At 74.1% G+C, this 19,588-nt stretch carries 16 protein-coding genes; 5 read left to right on the top strand and 11 right to left on the bottom strand.

The window, feature by feature from the left end; all coding sequences use genetic code 11:
• Positions 1–370 precede the first annotated feature (370 nt).
• On the bottom strand, positions 371–1,375 hold the full coding sequence (locus AB0F71_RS36455; RefSeq protein WP_360244364.1) for a stage II sporulation protein M: 1,005 nt from the start codon (positions 1,373–1,375) through the stop codon (positions 371–373).
• Between the two features lie 243 nt (positions 1,376–1,618).
• Between AB0F71_RS36455 and AB0F71_RS36450 the strand changes: the two genes are divergently transcribed.
• Entirely contained in the window at positions 1,619–2,617 is a 999-nt protein-coding gene (locus AB0F71_RS36450) for an RDD family protein (RefSeq protein ID WP_360244361.1), read from the top strand.
• A 91-nt stretch (positions 2,618–2,708) separates the two neighbouring features.
• Here the strand turns inward: AB0F71_RS36450 and AB0F71_RS36445 are convergent, their stop codons facing one another.
• Positions 2,709–3,338 carry a hypothetical protein gene (locus AB0F71_RS36445; RefSeq protein WP_360244358.1) on the bottom strand — a complete coding sequence of 210 codons (630 nt, stop codon included), beginning with the start codon at positions 3,336–3,338 and terminating at the stop codon, positions 2,709–2,711.
• Between the two features lie 135 nt (positions 3,339–3,473).
• Between AB0F71_RS36445 and AB0F71_RS36440 the strand changes: the two genes are divergently transcribed.
• Positions 3,474–3,986: a SigE family RNA polymerase sigma factor gene (locus tag AB0F71_RS36440; protein WP_360244355.1), complete on the top strand. Its 513-nt coding sequence runs from the start codon at positions 3,474–3,476 to the stop codon at positions 3,984–3,986.
• Entirely contained in the window at positions 3,983–5,032 is a 1,050-nt protein-coding gene (locus tag AB0F71_RS36435; protein ID WP_360244352.1) for a hypothetical protein, read from the top strand. The genes AB0F71_RS36440 and AB0F71_RS36435 overlap by 4 nt, the downstream gene beginning before the upstream one ends.
• An 87-nt stretch (positions 5,033–5,119) precedes the next feature.
• On the opposite strand, the gene ahcY is transcribed toward AB0F71_RS36435, so the two are convergent.
• The 6 genes from ahcY to AB0F71_RS36405 all read right to left on the bottom strand — a co-directional run bounded on the left by ahcY (position 5,120) and on the right by AB0F71_RS36405 (position 11,458).
• Positions 5,120–6,568 (bottom strand): adenosylhomocysteinase, encoded by a 1,449-nt coding sequence (gene ahcY / locus AB0F71_RS36430; protein WP_360244349.1) that lies wholly within the window; start codon positions 6,566–6,568, stop codon positions 5,120–5,122.
• A 397-nt stretch (positions 6,569–6,965) separates the two neighbouring features.
• Positions 6,966–7,943 carry a cation diffusion facilitator family transporter gene (locus AB0F71_RS36425; RefSeq protein ID WP_360244346.1) on the bottom strand — a complete coding sequence of 326 codons (978 nt, stop codon included), beginning with the start codon at positions 7,941–7,943 and terminating at the stop codon, positions 6,966–6,968.
• 18 nt (positions 7,944–7,961) lie between these two features.
• Positions 7,962–9,215 carry an SIS domain-containing protein gene (locus AB0F71_RS36420; RefSeq protein WP_360244343.1) on the bottom strand — a complete coding sequence of 418 codons (1,254 nt, stop codon included), beginning with the start codon at positions 9,213–9,215 and terminating at the stop codon, positions 7,962–7,964.
• Between the two features lie 82 nt (positions 9,216–9,297).
• Positions 9,298–9,480, bottom strand: coding sequence for a Trm112 family protein (locus AB0F71_RS36415; RefSeq protein ID WP_049659271.1), 183 nt, complete (start codon positions 9,478–9,480; stop codon positions 9,298–9,300).
• Positions 9,481–9,579: 99 nt separating this feature from the next.
• Positions 9,580–10,965, bottom strand: a complete 1,386-nt coding sequence (locus AB0F71_RS36410) for a phosphomannomutase/phosphoglucomutase (protein ID WP_360244339.1) — start codon at positions 10,963–10,965, stop codon at positions 9,580–9,582.
• A gap of 127 nt (positions 10,966–11,092) precedes the next feature.
• On the bottom strand, positions 11,093–11,458 hold the full coding sequence (locus tag AB0F71_RS36405) for a DUF3499 domain-containing protein (protein WP_280686050.1): 366 nt from the start codon (positions 11,456–11,458) through the stop codon (positions 11,093–11,095).
• A 253-nt stretch (positions 11,459–11,711) separates the two neighbouring features.
• On the opposite strand from AB0F71_RS36405, the gene AB0F71_RS36400 reads away from it, so the two are divergent.
• The gene (locus tag AB0F71_RS36400; RefSeq protein WP_350509617.1) at positions 11,712–12,164 is read left to right on the top strand and encodes a metallopeptidase family protein; all 453 of its coding nucleotides are present in this window, start codon (positions 11,712–11,714) and stop codon (positions 12,162–12,164) included.
• 35 nt (positions 12,165–12,199) lie between these two features.
• On the opposite strand, the gene AB0F71_RS36395 is transcribed toward AB0F71_RS36400, so the two are convergent.
• The 3 genes from AB0F71_RS36395 to AB0F71_RS36385 all read right to left on the bottom strand — a co-directional run bounded on the left by AB0F71_RS36395 (position 12,200) and on the right by AB0F71_RS36385 (position 18,322).
• Entirely contained in the window at positions 12,200–13,909 is a 1,710-nt protein-coding gene (locus tag AB0F71_RS36395) for a DUF5719 family protein (RefSeq protein WP_360244336.1), read from the bottom strand.
• A gap of 6 nt (positions 13,910–13,915) precedes the next feature.
• On the bottom strand, positions 13,916–17,797 hold the full coding sequence (locus AB0F71_RS36390) for a glycosyltransferase (RefSeq protein ID WP_360244333.1): 3,882 nt from the start codon (positions 17,795–17,797) through the stop codon (positions 13,916–13,918).
• A gap of 252 nt (positions 17,798–18,049) precedes the next feature.
• Positions 18,050–18,322 carry a WhiB family transcriptional regulator gene (locus AB0F71_RS36385; protein ID WP_063349134.1) on the bottom strand — a complete coding sequence of 91 codons (273 nt, stop codon included), beginning with the start codon at positions 18,320–18,322 and terminating at the stop codon, positions 18,050–18,052.
• Positions 18,323–19,069: 747 nt separating this feature from the next.
• Here AB0F71_RS36385 and AB0F71_RS36380 point away from each other — a divergent pair.
• Entirely contained in the window at positions 19,070–19,576 is a 507-nt protein-coding gene (locus AB0F71_RS36380; RefSeq protein ID WP_360244371.1) for a cysteine dioxygenase family protein, read from the top strand.
• Positions 19,577–19,588: the final 12 nt, after the last annotated feature.

The following is a 19,588-nucleotide window of genomic DNA, read 5'->3' as shown; positions in this document are numbered from 1 at the left end:
GGACCGCCTTCCAGCGGGCCCTCCGGGCGCTTCGTTCTTTCGTGTTTCCAGCTTATCAGATGTTTTCCGCTCCGTTTTCCGGAGTTTCATTCATCCGATTCCCGCTGGCGGGATTTCCTGCGAACTTCGTCCCGAAGCCTATCAGGGCTTTCGGAGCGTTCCGTCCGTGGGATTTGCTTCGTCGGAGGGCGCGCATTTCGTGAAACGCGCTCGCCTCGATTTCGGCGGTGTCGTAGACACTAACGCCCGGGCCCGACCGTTGTCCAGTCAGTCCCAACCGTTCAAACCTACTAGCCCAACCACACCACGTCAATGGTTCGGTCGGGATGCGAGAAGACTAGCAGGTCAGCGGCCTGTTGATCACATCGGCTCAGGCCGCGACGGGCTGCAGGTCCGCCCGGTCGGCCGCGTCCACGTCGCCGAACTCCCCGCTCGCCGCAGCCTTCCGGCCCAGTACCAGCGCATAGGTGAGGAACGCCGCCTCCGCTACGACTCCGATGGAGATGCGGGCCCAGGTCGGCAGGCCGGACGGGGTCACGAAGGCTTCGAGCACTCCGGCCACCGCCAGCACCGTCGCCAGCCCGATTCCCATGCCGATGATCGAGCGGCCCTGTTCCGCCAGCGCCACCGCGCGGGTGCGCGGGCCGGGGTCGATGAGGGTCCAGCCGAGGCGCAGGCCGAGGCCGCCGGACACGAAGACCGTGGTCAGCTCCAGCAGGCCGTGCGGGATGAGCAGGCCGAGGAAGATGTCGAGCCGCCCGGCCGAGGCCATCAGCCCGATGCCGAGGCCGAGGTTGACCACGTTGGCCCACATCACGATGATCACCGGAATGCCCAGCGCGATGCCGAAGATCAGGCACTGCACGGCGATCCAGGCGTTGTTCGTCCAGACCTGGGCGGCGAAGGAACTGGCCGGCCGGTCCGAGTAGTACGCCTCGTACTGTCCGCCGGGGCGGGTCAGCTCGCGCAGCTCGTCCGGCGCGATCAGGCTGTTCCGGACCTCGGGGTGGGTGGCCATCCACCAGGCGATCAGCACGGTGACGACCATCGAGACCGCCGCGACCGGCATCCACCAGCGGCGCGCTCGGTACAGCGCGGCCGGGAAGCTCACCGAGTAGTAGCGGGCGACGTCCTGCCAGCCGTTGGTCCGGGCGCCGGTCACCGCGCTGCGGCCTCGCGACACCAGGCCGGTCAGCCGGCCGATCAGGGCCGGGTCCGGCGCGGCGGCCTGGACCTTGGCCAGGTGGCCGGTGGTGCGCTGGTAGAGGGTGACCAGTTCGTCGGCCTCGTCCCCGTTGAGCCGGCGCCTACGGGCGAGGGCGTCCAGCCTGGCCCACTCCCCCTGGTGGGTTGCGACGAAGACGTCCAGGTCCATTCGGCGGCTCCATGGTCGGCGATGGCGCGAGGCGCGCGTGCGCGGGTCGGGCAGGTGCGTACGGACACGTGCGGGCCCAGCATGCCAGGAGCCGTCGCCGCCCCGGCCGCCGGGATCTCACTTCCCGTGCGACCACCGGGCGCCGTATGTTTGCGGCTGCGGATCAGACTGCGGAGAGCGGGCAGTGGGGGCCGATCCAAGCGCGCTCCCACCTGCTCGCATGAGCGTGAACGGACAGGTGTCTTGAGCGACCTGGTGACGGGTGAGGCGGTCGTCCTCGACCTGCAGACGGCGAAGCTTCCGAGCAGGGCGTTGGCGATCGTGCTCGACCTGCTCATCGAGTTCGCCGCCCTGTTCGTGTCGACGCTGGTGCTGAGCGTGGCCCTGTCCGACCTGGACAGCGCGGCGCTGGCCGCGACGATGCTCGGGATGACGGTCTTCTTCCTGGTCGCGCTGCCGGTGATGATCGAGACCCTCAGCCATGGGCGCTCGGTCGGCAAGGCCGCGCTCGGTCTGCGGGTGGTGCGCACCGACGGCGGCCCGGTCCGGTTCCGGCACTCGCTGGTGCGCGGGCTGGTGGGCTTCTTCGAGCTGATCGCGATAACCGGCGCCCCCGCCGTGATCACCTCCGCGCTGAACTCGGACGGCAAGCGGCTCGGCGACATCTTCGCCGGGACGGTCGTGGTCCGCGAGCGCACCCCGGCCGGAGCCGGTGCGGCCGGCCCGCTGCCCCCGGTGCACCCGCAGCTGCTGCACGACATGGGCCGTGAACTGGTCGCGATGGACCTGTCCGCGGTGCCCGAGCCGCTCTGGCTGGCGATCCGCCAACTGCTCGTCCGGGTTGGCCAGTTGGAGCCCGGCGTGACCTTCCGGATGGCCGCCGGGCTGGCCGAGGACCTGGCCGCCCGGATCGGGAACCCGATTCCGCCGGGACTGCACCCGGCCGCCTACCTGGGCGCGGTGCTCACCGAACGCCAGCGCCGGGAGTGGATGCGCGCCCAGCAGCGGTTCGCCGCCTCGGCCCCCGTCCAGGCGCCCGTCCAGGCCCCCGTCCCGCACCTGGCCGCCGCCCCCGTCCCCACGGCCGACGGCCGCCCCCACCGCGTCCTCGGCGTGCCCACGGCGCACGCACCCGCACCCGCGCCCGTACCGACACCGGCCGCCCCCGCCGCCCCGTCCTTCGTCAAGCCCGCGCAGCCGACCCAGCCCGCCCCCGACGCAGGCTTCGCCCCGCCCGCCTGAGCCCACCGGCCGGAGCCCTCCGGCCCGAGCCGCGCCCGCCAGAGCCCGCTGGCCCGAGCCCGCCGGCCCGAGCCGAGCTCAGGCCCCGCGCCTACTCCCCCACCGGCCAGGCGTTCGGCGGCGACTGGAGCTCCTCCAGCTCGATCCCCGCCGCCGCCAGCACCACGTCCCCGGCCAGGTGCACCACCTGCTGCTCCCCCGTCTCCAGGTCCGCCACCTGGTACCGCTCGACCAGCAGCGGCCCCGAGTCCGTCAGGTGGGTGTCCACGCCCTCCAGCAGCCACCCCTGGTCGAAGGTGCGCGGCGCCAGCACCGGCTCGGTGAACGCCACCAGCCGCACCCGCGCACTCGCCCCCTCCCGCAGCCGCAGCATCCGGGCGGTGGCGACCAGGAAGCCCGGCGAGCGCCCGGCGAAGCCGTGCGCCCGGTCGTGCCCCTCCGCCGCGTGCTCGCCGCCCGGGTCGGCCGCGTCGGTGCGGACCCACGCCACCCCGTCCACCGCGCCGCCGCGCACCTGCCAGCCGCCGGCCCGCAGCTCCATCCGCAGCGGCCGGGCCCGTGAGTCCAGCGTCAGGTCGACGCTGCCGATCACCCGCCCGTCCGGCGTGTAGGTCTTGGAGACGTACCGCCACCCGGCCGCCCCGGGCGCGCAGCTGAACCGCTCCTCGCCGAGCAGCACGTGGTCATGGGTGTCATGGAGCGAGTACCGACCGTTGGGCATGCCCGAAGCCTACGCACCGGCGTCCGCTGCAACGTTCCGGGCCGGTGCCCGCATCAGAGGGTCGGGCGGTGCGGGAGACGCCGCCCCGACCACGAGAGCCCAACCACCGGAGCAGGGCAACGAGAGGGGGTGCGGATGGCGAAGCAGACGCGCGACGAGGAGTTCACGGAGTACGTGGCCGCCAGGGGCGGCTGGCTGCGGAAGGTCGCCTATCTGCTGTGCGGGGACTGGCACCGGGCCGACGACCTGGTGCAGGAGACCATCACCAAGCTGTACGTGCACTGGTCCAAGGCGAGCCGGGCGGACAACCGGGACGGCTACGCCCGCCGCACGCTGGTCAACACCTTCCTCGCCGAGCAGCGCACCTCCTGGTGGCGCCGCACGGTGCGGACGGACGTCGACCCGGACGCCGCGGCCGCGGTGCTCGACCTGGACGCCTCGCTCGACCTGCGCCGGGCGCTCGCGGCCCTGCCGCCCCGGCAACGGGCCACCGTCGTCCTGCGCTACTACTGCGACCTGTCGATCGACCAGGCCGCCGAGGCCCTGGGCTGTTCGGCGGGCAACGTGAAGAGCCAGAGCTCACGTGCCCTGGAGACGCTGCGCAACGCCCTGCTCCCCCGCCCCACCGCCGCAGAGAGGACGTCATGACGAACACCGACAACGTCGAGCTGGCCGTCCAGCTGGCGGACCTGGCCGCCGAGCCGGCCCCGCCGCCCGGCTTCGACCTCGCCGCGTCCATCACCGCCGGGCGGACCAGGCTGCGCCGCCGCCGACGGGCCGTCGCCGCCGCGCTGGCCACGGCGACCGCAGGCGCGGTCACGGCCGTGCTGCTGCTCGCGCCCGGTGGCGGCGGGGGCTCCGACAGCCGCCTGGTGCCGGCCGCCCCTCCCCGCGGGGAGCACCTGACCGCACCCGCCACCCCCCCGCCGACGATCGGCAGCCCCACCGACCCGCTGGTGGCCGGCGGGAAGTTCGGCTGGCTCCCCGACGGGCTGGGCGCCGAAGGCGACACCGGCTACAGCGCCGCCGACGGAGTGGTCGTCACCCGGGCCGCGCTGCCCGGCACGGCGGGGATGAGCCTCGAACTCGTCGTCTACCCCGACACCTCCGAGCCCACGTTGCGCGACGATTCCCAGCAGAAGGAGGAGAAGGTGCCGGCCTCCGCGGTCAACGGCCGGACCGCCTACTGGGTGACCGATCCGACCCACCCGACGTTCGACAGCGGACGGCGGATACTCCGCTGGCAGACCCCCGCCGGTCACTGGGCCCAGCTGTTGTCGACCTGGCCGAAGGGGACCGAGCTCCCCGATGACGTGCTGCTGCACGTAGCGTCCGAGGTCCAGGTCGGCGACCGGCCGGTCCCGCTGCCGTTCTGGCTCTCCGGCCTGCCGGCGGGCACCCGCCCCACCAGCGCCGACCTGACCTGGCCCACGGCGGGTCAGCCCTGGGTCGCGACCGTCGGTTTCACCTCCGGCGAGATGGGCTTCGGGATCATCGTGACCCCGGCCGACAGCCCGCCGTACGGGAAGACCGACCAGAAGTGCCGGACGGAGCAGGGGCTCAGGATCTGCGCGACGGTGGAGTCCGACAGCCTGCCGCTGACCGACCGCCTCGGCGGCCTGGGCTCCCTGGCCGCGGCGGTGCACGTCACCGGCGTCGACCGGAAGACCTGGACCACCCAGGTCATCCGCTGAGCCCGGACGCGCCGGTGGCCGGCACCCACGGGGGGTGCCGGCCACCGGCGTCAGCGGGAACTCACCCGCGTCGCGGAACTCACCGCATCAGTAGCGGTACTGCTCCGACTTGTACGGGCCCTCGACCGGGACGCCGATGTAGTCGGCCTGCTCCTGGGTCAGGGTGGTCAGCTTCACGCCCAGCGCGTCGAGGTGCAGGCGCGCGACCTTCTCGTCCAGGTGCTTCGGCAGCACGTAGACGCCGATCGGGTACTCCTCGGTCTTCGTGAACAGCTCGATCTGGGCGATCGTCTGGTTCGCGAAGGAGTTGGACATCACGAAGGACGGGTGGCCGGTCGCGTTGCCCAGGTTCAGCAGGCGGCCCTCGGAGAGGACGATGATGGTGCGGCCGTCGGCCTTGCGCCACTCGTGGACCTGCGGCTTGATCTCGGTCTTCACGACGCCGTCGAGCTTGGCCAGGCCGGCCATGTCGATCTCGTTGTCGAAGTGGCCGATGTTGCCCACGATGGCCTGGTGCTTCATCCGGGCCATGTGCGAGGCCATGATGATGTCCTTGTTGCCCGTGGTGGTGATGAAGATGTCGGCGGTCTCGACCACGTCGTCCAGGGTGGCGACCTGGTAGCCGTCCATCGCCGCCTGGAGCGCGCAGATCGGGTCGATCTCGGTGACGATGACGCGGGCGCCCTGGCCGCGCAGCGACTCGGCGCAGCCCTTGCCGACATCGCCGTAGCCGCAGACGACGGCGACCTTGCCGCCGATCAGGACGTCGGTGGCGCGGTTGATGCCGTCGATGAGCGAGTGGCGGCAGCCGTACTTGTTGTCGAACTTCGACTTGGTGACCGAGTCGTTGACGTTGATCGCCGGGAACAGCAGCTGGCCGTCACGGTGCATCTCGTACAGGCGGTGGACACCGGTGGTGGTCTCCTCGGTCACGCCCTTGATGGTGGCGGCGACCTCGGTCCACTTGTTCGGGGTGTCCTTGAGGGTGCGGTTGAGCAGCTCCAGGATGATCCGGAACTCGTCGTTGTCCGCCGTGGACGGGTCCGGAGCGGCACCGGCCTTCTCGAACTCGACGCCCTTGTGGATCAGCAGGGTCGCGTCACCGCCGTCGTCCAGGATCATGTTCGGGGTCTTGCCGTCGGGCCAGGTCAGCGCCTGCTCGGTGCACCACCAGTACTCGTCCAGGGTCTCGCCCTTCCAGGCGAAGACCGGCACGCCCTGGGGGTTCTCCGGGGTGCCCTCCGGGCCGACCGCGATGGCGGCGGCCGCGTGGTCCTGGGTGGAGAAGATGTTGCAGGAGCACCAGCGGACCTCGGCACCGAGCGCCGTCAGGGTCTCGATCAGCACCGCGGTCTGGACGGTCATGTGCAGCGAGCCGGTGATCCGGGCGCCGGCCAGCGGCTGCGCGGCGGCGTACTCGGCGCGGATGGACATGAGGCCGGGCATCTCGTGCTCGGCCAGCTGGATCTCCTTGCGGCCGAACGGCGCCAGGGAAAGGTCGGCGACCTTGAAGTCACCGGTGATGTCGGTCGACATGCGTCTGCTCCTCGCTGATGGGGTGGGGCACGGGCCGAGGTCCGGATGTGCGGTGCGCATGGCGGGCCGTACGGGTGCACGGCTACGCCGGGGCCGCCGGATCCCGCGGTGGCGGACCGGTTCCCTGCTGCGCGGCACAAACCGTCGGAGGACCTCTCTCCCTCGACCGGCGCACACCCTACGGGCGCGGACCGCCGATCGACCGCCATCAGCAGCGACGTTCTGGCTCTGGTGACGAATCTACACCGATGGCCCCACCGGGCGTCCGCGGATGACGGATTTGGGCCGCCGGATCCGGCCGTCGCCCGGCCCCTGTCCGACCGTCGCCCGGCCCCTTTACGGCCGCCGCCCGGCCCCTTTACGGCCGTCCCGCCCGACCGCCCCGCCGGGCGGCCCGTCAGTGCGCGGTGCCCGGCCCGGGGCCGCCCGGGGTGGCCGCCGGGTCCTCGCCCGCGGCGGCCTTCTCGGCGCTGTAGACGTCCGGTTCCAGGTAGATCGCCCGGGCGATCGGGACGGCGGCGCGGACCCGCTCCTCGGCCGCGTCGATGGCCCGCGCCACCCGGTCGGCGCTGTCCTCCGCGTTGACGGCGATCTTGGCGGCGACCAGCAGCTCCTCCGGGCCGAGGTGCAGGGTGCGCATGTGGATCACCCCGGTGACCGCCTCGCCGTCCACCAGGGCGGCGCGGATCCGCCGCACCGAGTCCTTGTCGGCGGACTCGCCGAGCAGCAGCGACTTGGTCTCCAGCGCGAGCACCACCGCGATCACCACCAGCAGCAGGCCGATGCACAGGGTGCCGATGCCGTCCCAGACGCCGTCGCCGGTGATCACGGTGAGCGAGACGCCGAGCAGCGCGAGCACCAGGCCGATCAGCGCGCCGGTGTCCTCCAGCAGCACCACCGGCAGCTCCGGCGCCTTGGCGGTGCGGATGTACTGCACCCAGCCCTGGCCGCCCTTGGCCTTGGCCGACTCGCGCACCGCGGTCAGGAAGGACCAGCCCTCCATCGCGACGGCGAAGACCAGCACGCCCACCGCCCAGCCCCAGGAGTCCAGCGCCTCGGGGTGGTTGACCTTGTGCCAGCCCTCGTAGACCGCGAACAGGCCGCCGACGCTGAACAGCACGATCGCCACCAGGAAGCCGTACACGTAGCGCTCGCGCCCGTACCCGAACGGGTGCTCCTCGTCCGCCGCCCGGCGCGCCCGCCTGCCGCCGATCAGCAGCAGCACCTGGTTGCCGGAGTCGGCCACCGAGTGCACGCCCTCGGCCAGCATCGAGGAGGAGCCGGTGAAGCCGAAGGCGGTGAACTTGGCCGCCGCGATCGCCAGGTTGGCGGACAGCGCCGCGACCAGTGCCTTCGTCCCACCCTCTGTGCTCATGGGCAGAGACTAGCGGCCTCAGGACTGTGCGGCGGCCAGCCCCAGGTAGACGGCGGCGAAGTCGGTCAGCGCGATCAGGTCGGCCAGCGCGTGCAGCGGGTCCGCGAGGGTGCTCGCGTACTCGGTGAGCCGTACGTCGTGGGCGGCGGCCAGCCGGTGGGCGCGGCGCACGCCGAAGCTGCGCGGCCGTTCGTCGTCCTCGGGCACCTCGGCGGGACCGTCCTGCTCCTGGGCCGGGTCGGGCGTGGCCGTCGCGGGGACGTGCCGCAGCAGCAGCACCTGGAGGTGCAGCGGGTCTGGCTCCTCGACCCGGTCGCGGAAGAAGTCGTCCGGGTCGGCGCCCGCGCCCAACTGGCCGGTGAACATGCCGCGGTGGACGGTGAGCACCTGCGGCAGCGAGCCGGCCAGGGCCGGGCGGCCGGCCCGGTCGGCGAGCTGGGCGGCGAACCGGGCGACAGCGGCTCCGGCGACCGGGCCCTCGGCCCACAGCAGCGGGACCGTCCCGGCCAGCCGCGCGGCCAGGCCCTTGGCCGGGTTGGTGTACGCGGCGGCGTCCGGACGGCAGCGCACGGCGGCGGTGTCCAGCAGGTCGGCGACGGCCGGCAGCGCGTCGTAGGGCAGCTGGGTGAGGCCGAGCTTCTGGGCGAGCGCCAGCAGCGGGGTCAGGTGGGACCACAGCGCGGCCGGGTCCTCGGCCGGCAGGTCCGGCTCGGCGGCCGGTGCGGCGGGCAGGCCCTCGTCGGGCAGCACCGTGCCGACGTACGGCAGCGGCAGCGCGCGCACCTGCAGCGCCGCCTCGGCCAGCGGGCTGCCGGGCGGGGCGGTGACGACGACCGAGCAGCCGCGGGCGTAGGCCTGCTCGGCGAGCCCGATCAGGCCCTGCTCGCCGCCGTCGGCGGAGCTGATCACCAGCAGGTCGAGCGGTCCGGCCCAGCCGGGCAGCTGCCAGCCGAGCCCGGCGGTGAAGGCGGGCGGGGCACCGGCCCGGTCGGTGCGCGGGGCGACGGCCTCGGTCGGCGGCAGCGGGAGGACCAGGGTGGCGGTCCCGGCCAGCGCGGCGAGGATCTCGGCGGCGGTCAGGGCGCTGCCGTGCCCGGCGACCAGGACGGCGCGCGGGCGGCCGTCGGGGCGCAGCCGGTCGAGGCCGGCCGCGTCGGCCTGCCGCAGCGCCGTGCGGACCCGGGCACCGGCGCCGGCCAGGGCCAGCAGGGCGCGGTCGTGGTCGGCGCGCAGGAGGGCGGCCGGATCGTCGAGCAGGGTGTCGTCGAGCATGCGGCGGGCCTCCGGCTGTCCTCTGGTCGGCGGGCGCGGGGTGGGGCGTCGGCCCCGGGGCGGGTCGGACCCGCCCCCAGGATCAGGCCGGGCGGCGGGCCTCGTCCACCAGGAGGACCGGAATGCCCTCGCGGACCGGGTACGCGAGGCCGCAGTCCGCGCCGGTGCAGACCAGCTCGGGCTGCTCCTCGGTGCCGCCCTCGACGAGCGCGGCCCGGCACTGCGGGCAGACCAGGATCTCCAGCAGGAAGGATTCGAGCTTCATGGGGGCTCTCCCAAAGTTCGGTGGTGGCACGGAGGTGCCCCGGCCGATAGGCAACCCTACCGGCCGGGGCACGGTGCGCTTCGGTCAGGCGCGGTCCGGTCAGGCGCGCACGATGGCGAGCACGCCGTCGCGCAGTTCGGCCATCCGCGCCGGGTCCTTGGCCTCGACGTTCAGGCGGAGCAGCGGCTCCGTGTTGGAGGCGCGCAGGTTGAACCACCAGTCCGGGCCGGCCACGGTGAGGCCGTCCAGCTCGTCCACGGTGGTGCCCTCCAGGCCCGCGTAGGCGGCGCGGACGGCGGCGGTGCTGGCGGCCTGGTCGGCGACGGTGCTGTTGATCTCGCCGGAGGCGGCGTAGCGGTCGTACTCGGCGGTCAGCTCGGAGAGGGTGCCCTGCTGCCCGCCGAGCGCGGCCAGCACGTGCAGCGCGGCCAGCATGCCGGTGTCGGCGCGCCAGAAGTCGCGGAAGTAGTAGTGGGCGGAGTGCTCACCGCCGAAGACGGCGTCGGTGACGGCCATCTCCTGCTTGATGAAGGAGTGGCCGACCCGGGTGCGCACCGGGGTGGCGCCGAGCTCGCGGACCACCTCGGGGACGGTCCAGGAGGTGATCAGGTTGTGGATGATGGTCGGCTCGGCCTCGCCGGCGGCCTGGGCGCGGGCGATCTCACGGGCGGCGACCAGGGCGGTGATCGCCGACGGGGAGACCGGCTCGCCGCGCTCGTCGACCACGAAGCAGCGGTCGGCGTCGCCGTCGAAGGCCAGGCCGATGTCGGCGCCGACCTTGCGGACCTCGGCCTGGAGGTCGACCAGGTTCTTCGGGTCGAGCGGGTTGGCCTCGTGGTTGGGGAAGGTGCCGTCCAGCTCGAAGTACATCGGGACGAGCTCGATCGGCAGGCCGTCGAAGACGGTCGGCACGGTGTGGCCGCCCATGCCGTTGCCGGCGTCCACGGCGACCTTGAGCGGGCGGATCGCGCTGAGGTCGACCAGGCCCAGCAGGTGGTCGGCGTAGCCGCGCAGGGTGTCCTGGGCGGAGAGCGCGCCGGGCTTCACGTCCTTGGCCGGGACGGTGACGGTGTCGTCCTCGGCGGTCCAGGACTCGACCAGCTCGCGGATCTCGGACAGGCCGGTGTCCTGGCCGACCGGGGCGGCGCCGGCCCGGCACAGCTTGATGCCGTTGTACTGGGCCGGGTTGTGGCTGGCGGTGAACATCGCGCCGGGCAGGTCGAGCTTGCCGCTGGCGTAGTAGAGCTGGTCGGTCGAGCAGAGGCCGATCTCGACCACGTCGGCGCCGTAGGCCGCGGCGCCCTCGGCGAAGGCCCGGCTCAGCGACGGCGAGGAGGGGCGCATGTCGTGCCCGACCACGATCGCGGTCGCCCCGGTGACCTGCACGAACGCGGCGCCGAAGGCCCGGGACAGGCTCTCGTCCCACTGGTCCGGGACGACGCCTCGGACGTCGTACGCCTTCACGAGCTGCTTGAGGTCGCGCACTGCGGCTCCACCCTGGTTCTGTGCTGATCGATACGTCGGGCCACCGACGCGTCCGGTCGACGGATCGCGGTGGTGTCAGACGGGCAGCGTACCCGGGCCGGGCGAACGCACCGTGCGGGGCGAGGCCTCAGTTGTCCGGCGAGCGCAGGACCCGGAGGTGGCCGCGGCGGCCGCCCTCGGTGGACTCGCCCTCGGGGGCGCGGCCCTGACGGGGGGTCTGCGGGCGGGCGGCCTCGCGGACGGCGTTGGCGAGGGCCTCCAGGTCGTCGCTGCTGCGGCGCAGCGGTCCGGCCTCGGCGGCGAGCCGGACGACCTCCCAGCCGCGCGGGGCGGTGAGCCGCTCGGCGTGCTCGGCGCACAGGTCGTAGCAGTGCGGCTCGGCGTAGGTGGCGAGCGGGCCCAGTACGGCGGTGGAGTCCGCGTAGACGTACGTCAGCGTCGCGACGGCCGGTCGGCCGCACGCGGTCCGCGAACAACGACGTACAGAGCTCACGAGGGTGGACGGTACCGCACTCCCCGCCGGGGAGCGAAGACCGCCTGTCCGGCGGGGGTGCCGTGTCGCCGTTCGGGTGCTCACCGGCGCCCCCTCGCCGGGGCTGTGCCGGGCCGTGGGGGCGCCCCGGGCGCGCCGCCCGGCTCCTGCCGTACGGCTCGCTCCGGCGGTTCGGGCACACGCCGTCGCACCGGCGATTCCCCCGTCGGAGTGGTCCACTTCCGACCCGCCAAGGACTACTCTCGGCAGTGATATGGACAGCTCCGCACCGCAGTCATCGACAGGCCCCTCGCGCCGCCCCCGGCACCGCGACCGGCACGGCAGGGGGCTGCGCGGCCCGCTGGCCCCGCCCCAGGTGCCGATCTCGCTCACCCGCTCCGAACTGTTCGACGACTACGTGCGCGAGTCGGTGGAGCGGCTGGAGCGGCGGTGGCCGCAGCTGATCGAAGTGGAGTTCGCCGTGCAGGAGGTGCCGCTGCACGAGCCGGACGGCGCCGACACCGAGGACGGCGTGCCGCTGGGCCGGGTGTCGCCCGGTCAGAAGGGCCACAAGAGCCAGATCGTGGTGTACCGGCGGCCGGTGGAGATCCGGGCGAAGACCCGGGAGGACCGGGCGGCGCTGGTGCACGAGATCCTGATCGAGCAGGTGGCCGAGCTGCTGGGGCTGTCGCCGGACGCGATCGACCCGCGCTACGACGAGGAGTGACCTTCCGGGGCCCCGCGGGGCCCCGGAAGGGCCGGTCAGCGCAGCACCACGCCCGGGTCCTGGGTGGCCTGCGGGACCTGCACGGTGCTGTGGTCGTCGCGCAGTGCCTGGACGGTGAACATCGGCACGTCCTTGGCGGGCAGCGAGAGCATCCGGGCGGCGACCACCGGGCCGCCGGACTCGGTCTCCACGGTGACCGCGAAGACGCCGTTCAGCCCGGCGGGCTCGGGCGCCGGGATGGCGACCGTGCCGCCGGCCGGGAGCTGGACCTCCTTGGTCGCCGGGGTGCCGCCGCCGCTGCCGGCCGAGCCGGTGACCTTGACGGTGGCGGCGTCGCCGGTGGAGGTCAGGAAGATCGTGGCGGCGCCGGCCCGGTTGTCGGCGACGGTGGCGCGGGCGCCGACCGGGGCGCTGCCGGTGAGCCAGGCCGCGTCGCTCTTGCCGTTGCCGCCCGTGCGGTCGACCCGCAGGCCGGCGACGATCTTGGTGGGGTGCTTGTCGTCGGTGGGCGACAGCCGCAGCCCGGCGACCTCGTCCCGGGTGACCTTGCCGAGGTCGACGGCGGCCACCATGCCCGCCTTGACGTGGATCGACTCGTTGCCGGCCGGGGTGAACCAGCCGTTCTTGCCGGAGAGCTGGATCTTGAGGTCGGCGTCGTCCTCCGGCGGCGCCCAGACCACCAGCCGGGCCGCCGTGGTGTCGGCGGGCAGGCCGGGCAGCACCTGGGTGGCGGCGGGCTCGGTGGAGGCGGGGACCCAGTCGGCGCCCTTGGCGCCGTCGGCGGCGTGCAGCGCGGCGCCGATCCGCCCGGAGCGCACCACCACGTGCACGGCGAGGTCGGTGACGGCGCCCTTGCTGATCGTCGACAGCAGGACGGACTGCGAGCTGCCGGGGGCGACGGTGAGGCCGTTGGCGGCGTCGTTGTCGATCAGGCCCTTGTCGCCGTACAGCTTGATGTCGACCACGGCCGCGGAGGACTCGGGGTTGACCAGGCTGACGTAGTCGACCCGGTCACCGGCCGTGCTGGCCCCGGCGAACCAGAAGCTGGTGCTCTCCGGGGTGCAGGTCAGGCCGGACAGGCCGGTACCGCGCTGCTCGGTGACCACGGTGGTCTGGGTGACGGTGAAGCCGGGGGCGAGCGCGCCGGTGGCGACGGCCCCGGTGCCGGGCGCGGCATCGCCGTTGCTGGCCGGGCCGGTGGCCGGGGTGCCGGGCTTGCCGAGGGTCAGCTTGGCGTCGGCGGGCGGGGCGTTCTTGTCCGGGGCCGGGGTGGCCGGGGCGCTCGGGGCCGCGCTCGGCGCGGCGGTCGGCGATCCGCTCGGCGCCGGGGCGGACGGGGCCGCGGTCGGCGGGGTGGCCGGGGCGGCCTGCTCGGAGAGCCAGCCGGCGCCGCCGCTGGCCGAGCCGGTGCCGGGCGGGGTGTAGGCGGTGAGCGTGGTCGAGCCGGTCAGGCCCTGGAAGGGCTGCGGGCAGACCGCCGCCGTCCGCTCGACCTGGGCGGTGCTCGGGGCGCCCCCGCCGTCCGCCTTGGCCGGGCCGGCCGGCGGGCGCACCTCGGCGATCCCGAACACGGCCGCCAGCACCACGGCCGCGGCCAGCAGGGACTGGGTGGTCCTCCCCGCGGACCGGCCGGGGGCCGTCCCCGGCGCGCCGGCGGGCTCCCCGGCCCCGGCCGGGGCGGTGGCGGGCTCGACGGGCTGCTCGGCCCGGGCGGCGGACTTCTTCCCGAATGCGGGCTTCTTCATGGCGGGTCAGCTCCCCGATCCGTGCTGGTGGGGGCCGTAGTTCCCGGAAGGGTGACCGGTGCCGCCCGGTTCGTTGGGGTCGTAGTACGGCTCGCCCTGCTGCTGGCCCGGCAGCCAGGTCTGCTGGGGCTGCCCGGGCTGCTGCTGGTAGGGGTCGTAGCCGTACTGCTCCTGCGGGTACTGCTCGTACCCCTGCTGCTCGTACCCCTGCTGGTCGTACCCCTGCTGCGGGTAGCCCTGCTGGTGGCCGTCGTACCCGTGGCCCTCGTAGCCCTGGGCGGCGTACGGCGCGGCCACCGGCTGCTGGGCCGCGTACTGGTCGTAGCTGTACGGGTCGGCCTGCTGGTACGCCTGGTACGGGTCGGCGTACGGCTCGGCCTCCTGGACGGCGGCGGCCGCCTCGACCGCCCCGGCCGGCGGCTCGCCGGTGGGCTGCGCCGGGATCGCGCCCGGCAGCCCGTCGTACACCCCGGGCTCCTCGGCGCCGGGCTCGCCGCCCTCGCCCCGCTCGGCCATCCGGCGGGCCCGGCGGCTGCCCGGGACGAGGGGCTGCGCCTGGGCGGCGGCGGCCAGCGCGGCGGCGGCGACCACCTCCTCGGGCAGGTCGTCGTCCTTGTGGCTGCGGCGGCCGGGCAGGGCCAGCACCAGGATGGTGAGGCCGACCAGGACCTGGGCCCAGATCCAGCCGGTGTGGGCGAGGCTGCCCTCGCGGGTGACGCTCAGCTTGCCGCCGGCGGCCGGGAGCTTGAAGCCCTGCGCCCAGCCGTCGAGCGTGGTGGGCTCCAGGGCGCTGCCGTCCACGGTGGCCTTCCACTCGGGGGCGGCGGCCTCGGCCAGTCGCAGCACCCGGCCGTCCGGACCGGCCGGGACGGTGGTGGCGAGGTCGCGCTCGCCGGACGGGACGACCACCGGGGTGGCGCCCGGGGCGGTGATCACCGCGCGCACCGCTGGCGCGCCGTTGACCTGCCAGAGCGCGGCGTCGCCGTCCTGGTTGGCCTTCACCAGGCCGGGGGTGGTGTCCAGGACGTCCTTGAAGGCGTCCACGGCCTGCCGCTCGACCAGCACGTAGGCGATGCCGTAGCCGGCCAGGGCGTTCGCCTGGTCGGCACCGGAGCCGGCCAGCAGGCTGCCGACCATCCGGTCCAGGCCGCCCTGGGTGCCGGTGGCCGGGTCGACGGTGGACTCCGCCTGGCCGAGGGTCAGGCCGGCGCCGCGCACCACGGTGTAGCGGACGGCGCCCTTCTGGCCGGTGACCACGAGGGTGCGGGACCGGTCACTGGTGCCGGCCTCCTCGGCGATGAAGGCGGGCACCTGGCCGGCCGCGGCGCGGTGCAGCGGGCCGCCGGCGCCGGTCAGCGCCCACCACAGGCCGGTGCCCAGCGGGGCCAGCACGGCCGCGGCCACCACCAGGGCGGCCACCGGCTGGCGCCAGCCGAAGGCGATCCCGGCGACCCGGGTGTTGGCGCCGTCGGCGCCGATCGCGGCGGCGGCGAGCAGGGCGATCCCGGCGATCAGGGTGGCCGGGCCGGCCCAGGCGGGCACCGGCTGGCCGCCGGAGGCCGGGGTGACGGAGGTGCCCGCCACCGCGACCGCGAAGACCAGCCCGGCACCGGCCGCGCCCCAGGCGGCGAGCACCGCGCGGCGGCGGTCGGCGCGCAGCAGCGCGGCCAGCGCGGCGAGGACGACACCGGTGGAGAGCCAGACCGGCGGCACCCCGGCGCCGCCGGGGTTGACCAGCAGCAGGCCGGCCGCGCTCGCCCCGGCGCCGTGCAGTCCGGGCAGCCCGGCCTCCAGCAGCAGCCACTGCGGGTGCGACAGCACCTTCAACGACCAGGGGGCGAGCACCGCGACCGGCACCGCGAGGATCACCAGGACGCGCAGGCCGAGCAGCCGCAGCGCCGTACCGCCGGAGCCGAGGGCGCCGCCGCGCAGCACCGCGAGGACCAGCACGGCCAGGCAGAGCGGTACCGCGAGCGCCCAGGTCAGCGGGACGAAGGCGGTGGCCAGGGTGAGCAGCAGGACGGTCATCCAGACCGGCCGCCAGCCGGGGCGGGCGCCCTTGGCGGCGCTCTCCTGGCGGATGCCGAGACCGGCCGCGATCGCGGCGGCACGGGCCAGCGGCGGCAGCAGCACGGCGAGGACGGCGGTGCCGATCCGGCCCTGGGCGAGCGCGCCGGTGGCGGCGGGCAGCAGGGCGTAGGTGGCGCTGGCCCAGGCACGGACCAGCTTGGAGTCCAGCAGCGGCCGGGAGACCAGGTAGGCGCTGACCGCGGCGAGCGGGACGGTGAGCACGACCAGCAGGGTGAGCGCGAGGTCGGCGTTGCCGAACAGCAGCCAGGAGAGCACCGAGAGCACGCCGAGGTACGGCGGTGCGGCGGCGGTGGAGCCGGTGCCGACCGGGTGCCAGGCGTCCGCGTACATCGCCCACAGGCCGCCCGCGCCGTCGGAGGCGGGCAGCAGGGCGCCGCCGAACAGCTCGCCGCTGCCGAACAGGCCGCGGCAGGCGACCAGGGCGAACACCAGCAGGGCGGCGAACAGCACCGGCGCGGGGCGCCGGGCCAGCTTCTTGATCAGCGCGAACTGCTCGACGACGAGGTCCTCGCCGTCCTCGTCGCCGCCGGCCTCGACCGAGCCGTGCCGACTGCCGGTGTCGTCGCCGCCCCCTATCCCGAGCGAGCCGATGACGCCCTCGACGGCCAGCCGGGTGGTGGCGCCGGGCGCCGGGAAGAGCGTGCGGTCGTCCAGGGCGTCCGCGGCGCGGGTCCGGGCGCGGTGTTTGCGCGCGGCCAACAGCCGTGGGAAGCGGACGAGTTCGTGGCCGAGGCCGGCCAGTTCGTCGACCGCCTGGCGCGGGTCCTTGCCGAGCAGGTTGGTGACGGCCCGCACCAGGGTGCCGAGCACCAGGCGCAGCAGCACGTACGGGAAGAGCGCGCCCTTGCAGTTGGCGAGCAGGGTGTAGACGGCGCCGGACTTGTCCACCCGGTGCGGGTGGGAGGGGCCGCAGTCGATCGCGCGGCGTTCGCGGCTGGCCGCCTCGGCGTGCCGCAGCACGGCGTCGGGGGCGACCACCACGCGGTGGCCGGCGGCGTTGACCCGCCAGCAGAAGTCGGTGTCGTCCCGCATCAGCGGGAGGGCCCGGTCGAAGCCGCCGAGCTCCTCGAAGACGTCCCGGCGCACCAGCATGCCCGCGCTGGAGACGGCGAGCACCGGGCGGACCTGGTCGTGCTGGCCCTGGTCCTGCTCGCGGCGGTCGAGTCCGGTCCAGCGGCGGCCGGAGCGGGCGATGGTGACGCCGATCTCCAGCAGCTGGCGGCGGTCGTACCAGCTGCGCAGCTTGGGGCCGACCACGCCGGCGCTGGGGGTGGAGTCGGCGACCTGGAGGAGCCGGCGCAGCGCGTCGGTCTGCGGCTCGCAGTCGTCGTGCAGCAGCCAGAGCCACTCGACCGGCTGGGTCTCGCGCGGGCCGCCGCGCCCGAGGTCGTCCTCCTGGGCGAGCGGGTCGCCGTAGTCGTCCCAGCCGCCGGTGACCGGGTCGTAGCCGGAGGGGTCGAGCCGGTACGGGAGGTCCTCCGGGCGCAGGGGCGCGCTGCCCGCGACGGCCTCGGCGACGGCGGTGCCGAAGCCGGCCCGGCGGCCGAGCATCAGCGGGCCGCTCTCGGGCAGCCAGTCGGCCAGGGTGTCGGCGAGCAGCTGCGGGGAGTTGTCGGTGGATCCGGTGTCGACCGCGAGGATCCGCTGGACCTGGCGGTCCTGGCCGAGCAGACCGGCCAGGGCCTGCGGCAGCCAGCGGGCGCCGTCGTGCGAGACGATCACCGCGGTGACCAGGTGGCGCGGGTAGGCGGGCGGCCTGGAAGCGGTGAAGCCGCTCTGGTGGCTGTAGACGGTCATCGAGTGCGCGGGCCCCAGTTCTCGGTGGACACAGCCGGTGAACGGCAACCGGATGGCGCACCACACTAACGGCTCCGGATGGCCGCTTCGTGCCCGGTGCCGGTGCGGAGGCGGTGAAGAAGGGGACCCGGGATCGGCGCGGACCGGTCCGGGAACACGAAAGCGCCCCACCGTCGCGGTGAGGCGCTCGTACAGCTGTGCGGCCGTCCGCCGGTGGCGGAGGGTCAGCGGGGTCGGTCGGGGCCGCCCCGGTCAGACGGCGCTCTTCTTGAGCCGGCGGCGCTCGCGCTCGGAGAGGCCGCCCCAGATGCCGAAGCGCTCGTCATTGGCGAGGGCGTACTCCAGGCACTCCGATCGAACCTCGCAGGCGAGGCACACCTTCTTGGCCTCGCGGGTAGAGCCGCCCTTCTCGGGGAAGAAGGACTCCGGGTCGGTCTGAGCGCACAACGCGCGCTCCTGCCAACCGAGTTCCTCCTCTTCCTCCGCGATGCCGTCCCCGATCAACAGCTCAAAGAGCTCGCTCATGTGGCGCGCCTCCTCTGCCCCTACTTGGCGTCCCCGTGGTTGCCGTTGCCTCGTGCGGCTGACGACACGAGTGAAATTACAGTTGCGTCACTCTGGCCCAGTCAAGCCGAGCTCTGGTATTGAGGCCGGGATTCACTCCCTGGCACCAAGCCGTTACGAATAGTGTACATATTCGGACACATCGGACCTTCGATCCGAAAGCCCCGGGCGACATCGAAACGCCCGCAATGACTCGCGGAATGACGCTCAGTCATCGTGACAGGCCGGTCATCGGCCTGCCTTCCCGGCGATCTTCCCATCGAAACATAGAGAGTGATGAATCACCCCATCCGGGAAAGATCCTGACCTAATCCACTCGAATGCCGCACCCTTCGGTTTGACACCACCCCCGCGGATGCGGTCTCCTTTCCCCTATGTCAGAGTTCGCCAGCCCCCGGAGCGGTTCCACGCTCCGCCGTGCCGCGAACTCCTGTTGTCGCCTCTGTTCCTGCTGTATCTAGGCGCCCGCGTCCCACCGCGCGCCGCCCAGGAAGCACAGAGGCCGCCCGCGACTCCCGCCCCAGGACATCCCGGATCCGGCTGCTCCCCGACCAGCCGAGCCATCCGAGGACGACTCCCGTGCGCACGACCCGCATCCGCAAGCGGAACCGCGACCGCAACAAGCACGCCCGCCGCGGCCTCGCCGCCGCCCACACCCCCCGCCACGGCGACCCGCACCGCTGGGCCGACGGCCTCAGCGACGTCTCCATCGCCGGCGACCCGCTCGCCTTCCCCCACCTCGCCCGCACCGACCTGCCCGAGCACCCCACCACCGTCGCCGGGTACGCCCGGCTGGTCCGCGAGATCGCCGCCGACCGCTCCCGCTGGGAACCGCTGGTCCGCTACGACGCGCTCACCCGCTGGTACGCCCGCCTGGAGACCGGCCCCGACTACGAGGTCTGGCTGCTCAGCTGGCTGCCCGGCCAGAGCAGCGGCTTCCACGACCACGGCGAGTCCTCCGGCGTGATGACCGTCGTCCGGGGCGAACTGACCGAACGCTCGCTCACCCACGCCGGTGAAGGAGCCCGCACCCTGCGCCCCGGCGGGCAGCGGGTGTTCTCCTCCGGCTACCTGCACGAGGTGGTCAACGGCGCGCTCGAACCCGCCGTCTCCATCCACCTCTACACCCCGGGCCTGACCGCGATGAACCAGTACGGCACCACCACCGCCGTCCCGGAGCAGCACGCGCACGCGGCGGAGTCCGAGCGGCGTTGACCGAGGCCTGAC

Origin of the sequence: Kitasatospora sp. NPDC028055 (genome assembly GCF_040637885.1) — a bacterium.
Lineage (GTDB): Bacteria > Actinomycetota > Actinomycetes > Streptomycetales > Streptomycetaceae > Kitasatospora.
This window is presented reverse-complemented; position numbering and strand designations above follow the sequence as displayed.